This window comes from Pseudomonas sp. FW305-70 (genome assembly GCF_058783925.1).
The window spans coordinates 22,986-29,204 of record NZ_JBYSYZ010000056.1 but is presented as its reverse complement, the minus strand read 5'-3'; the positions used below and the strand labels follow the sequence as shown (position 1 = coordinate 29,204).

6 protein-coding genes are annotated in these 6,219 nt (G+C 57.5%); all 6 read right to left on the bottom strand.

The features are described from left to right. Positions 1–214: 214 nt before the first annotated feature. On the bottom strand, positions 215–829 hold the full coding sequence (gene msrQ / locus AC3WN7_RS26585; protein WP_102675575.1) for a protein-methionine-sulfoxide reductase heme-binding subunit MsrQ: 615 nt from the start codon (positions 827–829) through the stop codon (positions 215–217). Beyond that, positions 829–1,842, bottom strand: a complete 1,014-nt coding sequence (gene msrP, locus AC3WN7_RS26580) for a protein-methionine-sulfoxide reductase catalytic subunit MsrP (protein WP_102675576.1) — start codon at positions 1,840–1,842, stop codon at positions 829–831. Before msrP ends, msrQ begins: the two co-directional genes overlap by 1 nt. Positions 1,843–1,900: 58 nt before the next feature. Next, positions 1,901–2,755: a CDP-diacylglycerol--serine O-phosphatidyltransferase gene (pssA, locus tag AC3WN7_RS26575; protein ID WP_015096846.1), complete on the bottom strand. Its 855-nt coding sequence runs from the start codon at positions 2,753–2,755 to the stop codon at positions 1,901–1,903. Positions 2,756–2,899: 144 nt separating this feature from the next. Beyond that, positions 2,900–3,916 (bottom strand): ketol-acid reductoisomerase, encoded by a 1,017-nt coding sequence (ilvC, locus tag AC3WN7_RS26570; protein ID WP_003228216.1) that lies wholly within the window; start codon positions 3,914–3,916, stop codon positions 2,900–2,902. Positions 3,917–3,961: 45 nt separating this feature from the next. After that, the gene (gene ilvN / locus AC3WN7_RS26565; protein WP_003176102.1) at positions 3,962–4,453 is read right to left on the bottom strand and encodes an acetolactate synthase small subunit; all 492 of its coding nucleotides are present in this window, start codon (positions 4,451–4,453) and stop codon (positions 3,962–3,964) included. A gap of 2 nt (positions 4,454–4,455) precedes the next feature. Beyond that, positions 4,456–6,180 (bottom strand): acetolactate synthase 3 large subunit, encoded by a 1,725-nt coding sequence (locus AC3WN7_RS26560; protein ID WP_015096847.1) that lies wholly within the window; start codon positions 6,178–6,180, stop codon positions 4,456–4,458. Between the last annotated feature and the right edge of the window lie 39 nt (positions 6,181–6,219).

Sequence of the window (6,219 nt, the reverse complement as noted above, 5' to 3'; positions counted from 1 at the left end):
TTTCGATCTCTCGTCAGCGGGAGGCGAATTCTACAGCGTTACTCGCTGCTGTCAACACCTCTTTTTCAACTTCCTTTCGACTTCGATGAACTGAAGCAATCTGCCGCCGAAAACTGCGTAACTCTTTGTTTACCAAGGAGTTTTCCGTTTCGACTGCGCCGGAAGTGGGGCGAATTATAGGCCTCCAGAATCTGCCGTCAACACCTTTTTGCGCCTATTTGGCAGAAGAGGCCTTTTTAGCCGCTAAGCGAGGGATTCGACGAGCTACGGGCGGTAGCCGCAGCACTAACAACAACGCACCTATAGATGCATAGATCGCCCACTCCTTGAGGTCGGCACGCACAATCCAGAGCATATGCAGCAATCCAAGCCCGAGAATGACGTAAGCCAGACGATGCAACTTCTTCCAACCTGTCCGCAATCGCCGCTGACTGTAGCGATTGGACGTCACCGCCAATGCCAGCAAACCAAGAAAGCCCAGCGCCCCGACAACAATGTAAGGCCGCTTGCGCAACTCAACACCCAACTGCGACCAGTCAAAACCAAGAATGAACGCGGCATAACTACTGAGGTGGAGCAACACATAGGCAAAACACCACAACCCCAACTGTCGCCGTACAACAATCCACCCCGGCCAGCCGGTGAGTTTCTGCAAGGGCGTCATACTCAAAGTCACGAGCAGCAGAACAAGCGCCCCCAACCCCAATCGATCGACCAGCACCTTGCCCGGATCCGGCCCGAGGGCATCACCCCAGGCCTGATACAACCACAGCAGCGGCCACACCAGTACCACGACAAAGACGCCGATACGCCAAAACGGATAGCGCATCAGTAGTTCTTCCTCAGGTCGAGCCCCGTATATAGAGAGGCAACTTCCTCTGAATAGCCGTTGAACATTTGCGTGTCGCGCACATTGGGCTTGAACAAACCGCTCGGCAGGCGGCGTTCACGAGCCTGAGTCCAGCGAGGATGATCAACTGTGGGATTCACGTTCGCATAAAAGCCATACTCATCCGGAGCAATACTCTGCCAGGTAGTTTTCGGCTGCTCGCTGACCAGACTGATGCGCACGATGGACTTGATGCTCTTGAAGCCATACTTCCAGGGCACCACCAAACGCAACGGCGCGCCGTTTTGATTAGGCAACTCACGCCCGTACATGCCTACCGCAAGAATCGCCAACGGGTTCATCGCTTCATCCAGACGCAGCCCTTCTATATAGGGCCAGTCGATCAAGGCAAAACCGGAGCGCTGGCCCGGCATGCTTTTGGGGTCCTGCAGGGTTTCGAAGCGGATGAATCTGGCTTTCGAGGTCGGCTCTACTTCCTTGAGCAACGCCGAGAGGGGAAAGCCGATCCAGGGAATGACCATCGACCAGGCTTCCACGCAACGCAGTCGGTAGATTCGTTCCTCAAGCTGGTACGGCTTCATGAAGTCCTCCAGCGCATACCGCCCTGGCTTGCCCACCTCCCCGTCCACGACCACCGACCACGGCTCAGTCTTCAGCGCGCCGGCATTGGCGGCCGGATCACCCTTGTCGGTGCCGAACTCGTAGAAGTTGTTGTAGTGGGTCGCATCCTTGAACGGCGTGATCGCCTCATCCTTGACGTTGACCGCCCCCCACTGGGTAGCAGGAAGTTTTTCGCTGAACCAGGAAGGCGCCTTGCCGGGTTCGACATCCGGGTAACGCGCAGCATCGCCAGCGCTGGCCCATTGCGGAAGGCTGGCCAGGGCGAAACCGGCGACCGTGGCACCAAGCACATTGCGTCGAGAAAGATAGAGGGATTCTGGCGTGACGTCCGACTCATGACAGTCGGACGTTCTGGTGACTTTGATCAGCATGGTTACTCCGCAGCTCTGGAGGACAGGTGCACCCATAGACTGCGGAGTATGAGGGAAATTACGCGCTCTTGTTACGGCGAAGACGTAACAGGTATTGAACCGGACCGGAGGCTGCATAGGCGAGAAACACCAGCAGCAGGATGCGCGGCGGATCACTGAACACCACGGCAAACACCAGCACCACCGCGAGAATCGCCACGAACGGCACGCGCCCTTTCAGGTCCAGCTCCTTGAAGCTGTTGTACTTGATGTTGCTGACCATCAGCATGCCGGCCGCAGCCACCATCAGCGCAACCAGGAAGGACATCTTCGACCCCTGGATACCGTAATCGCTGAACGCCCAGACGATGCCTGCAACAACACCCGCCGCCGCCGGGCTGGCCAGGCCGATAAAGTAGCGCTTGTCCGCCGTACCGACCTGAGTGTTGAAACGTGCGAGACGCAGCGCCGCACCCGCGACATAAACGAAGGCGACCATCCAGCCAACCTTGCCCATGTCACCCAGTGCCCAACCGAAGGCCAGCAATGCCGGTGCAACACCAAAGGCAACCATGTCCGACAGCGAGTCGTACTCGGCACCAAAGGCGCTCTGGGTATTGGTCATACGGGCCACGCGACCATCAAGGCCATCGAGCACCATCGCAACGAAGATGGCGATGGCCGCAAACGCGAAATACTTGCTCGCATTGACCGCGTCACCCGCACTCAGGGCCGCCTGGGCGCTCATCGAGTTGATGATGGAGTAAAACCCTGCGAACAGGTTCGCAGTGGTAAACAGGTTCGGCAGAAGATAGATACCACGATGCCGGACTTTACGACCTTCAGCGTCATGGCCCTCCTCGACATGTTCATCGATGGGCAGCAGGCTTTCGGCGTCAGAAGCCTGGTTTGGCTCTTCGGGGCGTTCGCTCATGGACATTACCTTGCAACAGGGTGGAAAGTTTGGACAGGTGTCTGGGACGACGGTTCGGCCGCAAACGATGCAGCTTTATACCAGAACCGATCTCCCAAACGAAAAAACGCGGCCTAAGCCGCGTTTTTCGTACAAGGGCGTGACTTAGTTTTTAGCTTTGTCGACGATCTTGTTGGCACCGATCCACGGCATCATGGAGCGCAGTTGCTCACCGATGATTTCGATACCGTGAGCGGCGTTGTTACGACGCTTGGCGGTCATCGAAGGATAGCCGGTAGCGCCTTCGCTGATGAACATCTTGGCGTATTCGCCGTCCTGAATACGTTTCAGGGCGTTGCGCATGGCCTGACGGGACTCGGCGTTGATAACTTCCGGGCCGGTCACGTACTCGCCGTATTCGGCGTTGTTGGAGATCGAGTAGTTCATGTTGGCGATACCGCCTTCGTACATGAGGTCAACGATCAGCTTCAGTTCGTGCAGGCACTCGAAGTAGGCCATTTCTGGCGCGTAGCCAGCTTCAACCAGGGTTTCGAAACCGGCTTTTACCAGTTCAACGGTACCGCCACACAGAACGGCTTGCTCGCCGAACAGGTCGGTTTCGGTCTCGTCCTTGAAAGTGGTTTCGATGATGCCGGTACGACCGCCGCCAACGCCGGCAGCGTAGGACAGTGCAACGTTCTTGGCGTTGCCCGAGGCGTCCTGGTAGATAGCGATCAGGTCAGGGATACCGCCGCCCTTCACGAATTCGGAACGTACGGTGTGGCCTGGAGCCTTCGGCGCGATCATGATCACGTCGAGGTCAGCGCGCGGCACAACCTGGTTGTAGTGGATCGCGAAGCCGTGGGAGAAGGCCAGGGTGGCGCCTTTCTTGATGTTCGGCTCGATTTCGTTCTTGTACAGGGAGGACTGGAACTCGTCCGGGGTCAGGATCATGACCAGGTCGGCAGCCGCAACAGCGGAAGCAACGTCGGTCACTTTCAGGCCGTGGGCTTCTGCCTTGGCAACGGTCGCCGAACCTTTACGCAGGCCAACAGTCACGTCAACGCCGGAGTCTTTCAGGTTGCACGCCTGAGCGTGGCCTTGGGAACCGTAACCGATGATGGCAACTTTCTTGCCCTGGATGATCGACAGGTCGCAGTCTTTATCGTAGAAAACTTTCATGAATTTCCCCTATATCAGGCCGTTCAGGCCGTTCGCTAATTTGGTTTAGATGCTGAGTACTTTGTCGCCGCGGGCAATGCCGGTCACGCCGCTACGGACGGTTTCCAGAATCGAGGCGGTGCCGATGGACTGAATGAAGCTGTCGAGCTTGTCGCTGGTACCGGTCAGTTGAACGGTATACACGCTGGCGCTCACATCGACGATCTGCCCACGGTAAATATCGGTAGTGCGCTTGATCTCGGCGCGCTGGGCGCCGGTGGCCTTGACCTTGACCAACATCAGTTCGCGCTCGATGTGAGCACTTTCCGACAGGTCGACCAGTTTTACCACTTCGATCAGCTTGTTCAGGTTCTTGGTGATCTGCTCGATGACTTCATCGTGACCGACAGTGGTCAGCGTCAGACGCGACAGGGTCGGGTCTTCGGTTGGGGCCACGGTCAGGCTTTCGATGTTGTAGTTGCGCTGCGAGAACAGGCCAACCACGCGAGACAGAGCGCCGGGTTCGTTTTCCAGAAGCAAGGAAATAATGTGCCGCATGATTAAGTACGCTCCGTCTTGCTCAGCCACATATCGCGCATGGAGCCGTCTTTGATCTGCATCGGATAGACGTGCTCGCTGGTGTCGACCGAAATGTCGATCACCACCAGGCGATCTTTCATGGCGAACGCCTCTTCCATCTTCGACTTCAAGTCCTTCGAATCGGTGATACGCACGCCAACGTGACCGTAGGCCTCTGCCAGTTTGACGAAGTCAGGCAACGATTCCATATAGGAATGAGAGTGGCGACTGCCGTAGCTCATGTCCTGCCACTGGCGAACCATGCCCAGTACACCGTTGTTCAGGATGACGATCTTGACCGGCAAACCGTATTGCAGGCAGGTCGAGAGCTCCTGAATGTTCATCTGGATACTGCCCTCGCCGGTGACGCAAACGACGTCGTCATCCGGGAAGCTCAACTTGATGCCCATGGCCGCCGGGAAACCGAAGCCCATGGTGCCCAGGCCACCGGAGTTGATCCAGCGGTTCGGCTTGTTGAACGTGTAGTACTGCGCCGCGAACATCTGGTGCTGACCCACGTCAGAGGCTACAAAGGCATCGCCCTTGGTCACTTCGCACAGGGTTTCGATCACGGCCTGCGGCTTGATGACGCTGCCGTCGCCCTTGTCATAAGGGAACAGGCCACGATCACCGCGCCACTCATCGACTTGCTTCCACCAGCTGGCAACGGACTCCTTGTTCGGGGTCTCGCCGATTTCCTTGAGGATCGCGACCATTTCGGTCAGGACACTCTCGACCGGACCCACGATAGGTACGTCGGCCTTGATGGTCTTGGAGATCGAAGCCGGGTCGATGTCGATGTGAATGATCTTGGCGTTCGGGCAGAACTTCGACGCGCCGTTGATGACACGGTCGTCGAAACGCGCGCCGACAGCGAGGATCACGTCAGCATGGTGCATCGCCAGGTTGGCGGTGTAGCTGCCGTGCATGCCGAGCATGCCGATGAACTGACGGTCGGTGCCAGGGTAGCCACCGAGGCCCATCAGGGTATTGGTCACTGGCAGGTTGAGCATCTTCGCCAGTTCGGTCAGTGGTGCGGAACCACCGCCGAGGATCACGCCGCCGCCCGAGTACAACACAGGACGCTTGGCCGCCAGAAGCATTTCTGCCGCCTTGCGGATTTGACCGGAGTGACCGCGAACAGCCGGGCTGTAGGAACGCAGCTTGGCTTTTTTCGGGAAGACGTATTCGAACTTCTCGGCCGGGTTGGTCATGTCTTTCGGAATGTCGACAACGACCGGACCAGGACGACCGGATTGCGCCAGGTAGAAGGCTTTCTTCATGACTTCCGGGATTTCCGACGCGTGCTTGATCATGAAGCTGTGTTTCACGATCGGCCGGGAGATACCGATCATGTCGGTTTCCTGGAATGCGTCGGTGCCAACCATGGTGCTCGGCACCTGGCCGGAAATGACCACCATCGGAATGGAGTCCATGTAAGCCGTGGCAATACCGGTGATGGCGTTAGTCGCGCCCGGCCCGGAAGTCACCAGTACCACACCGGCTTTACCGGTGGCACGGGCGTAGCCGTCAGCCATATGGGTAGCCGCTTGCTCGTGACGAACCAGGATGTGGGTCACTTCCGGTTCTTTGAACAGGGCATCGTAAACATGAAGAAGAGCACCACCCGGGTACCCGTAGATATATTTGACGCCTTCGTCGCGCAAAAAGCGGACGAGCATCTCACCGCCAGATAAAAGCTCCACGTTGCTCACCTCTAAAACGCCAGAATACCGCCCACGAAA

Bases quoted from the DNA above. Each gene is read 5' to 3' on its own strand.
- msrP (WP_102675576.1), bottom strand. From the start codon at position 1,842: ATGCTGATCAAAGTCACCAGAACGTCCGACTGTCATGAGTCGGACGTC.
- ilvC (WP_003228216.1), bottom strand. From the start codon at position 3,916: ATGAAAGTTTTCTACGATAAAGACTGCGACCTGTCGATCATCCAGGGC.
- ilvN (WP_003176102.1), bottom strand. From the start codon at position 4,453: ATGCGGCACATTATTTCCTTGCTTCTGGAAAACGAACCCGGCGCTCTG.
- msrQ (WP_102675575.1), bottom strand. From the start codon at position 829: ATGCGCTATCCGTTTTGGCGTATCGGCGTCTTTGTCGTGGTACTGGTG.
- pssA (WP_015096846.1), bottom strand. From the start codon at position 2,755: ATGAGCGAACGCCCCGAAGAGCCAAACCAGGCTTCTGACGCCGAAAGC.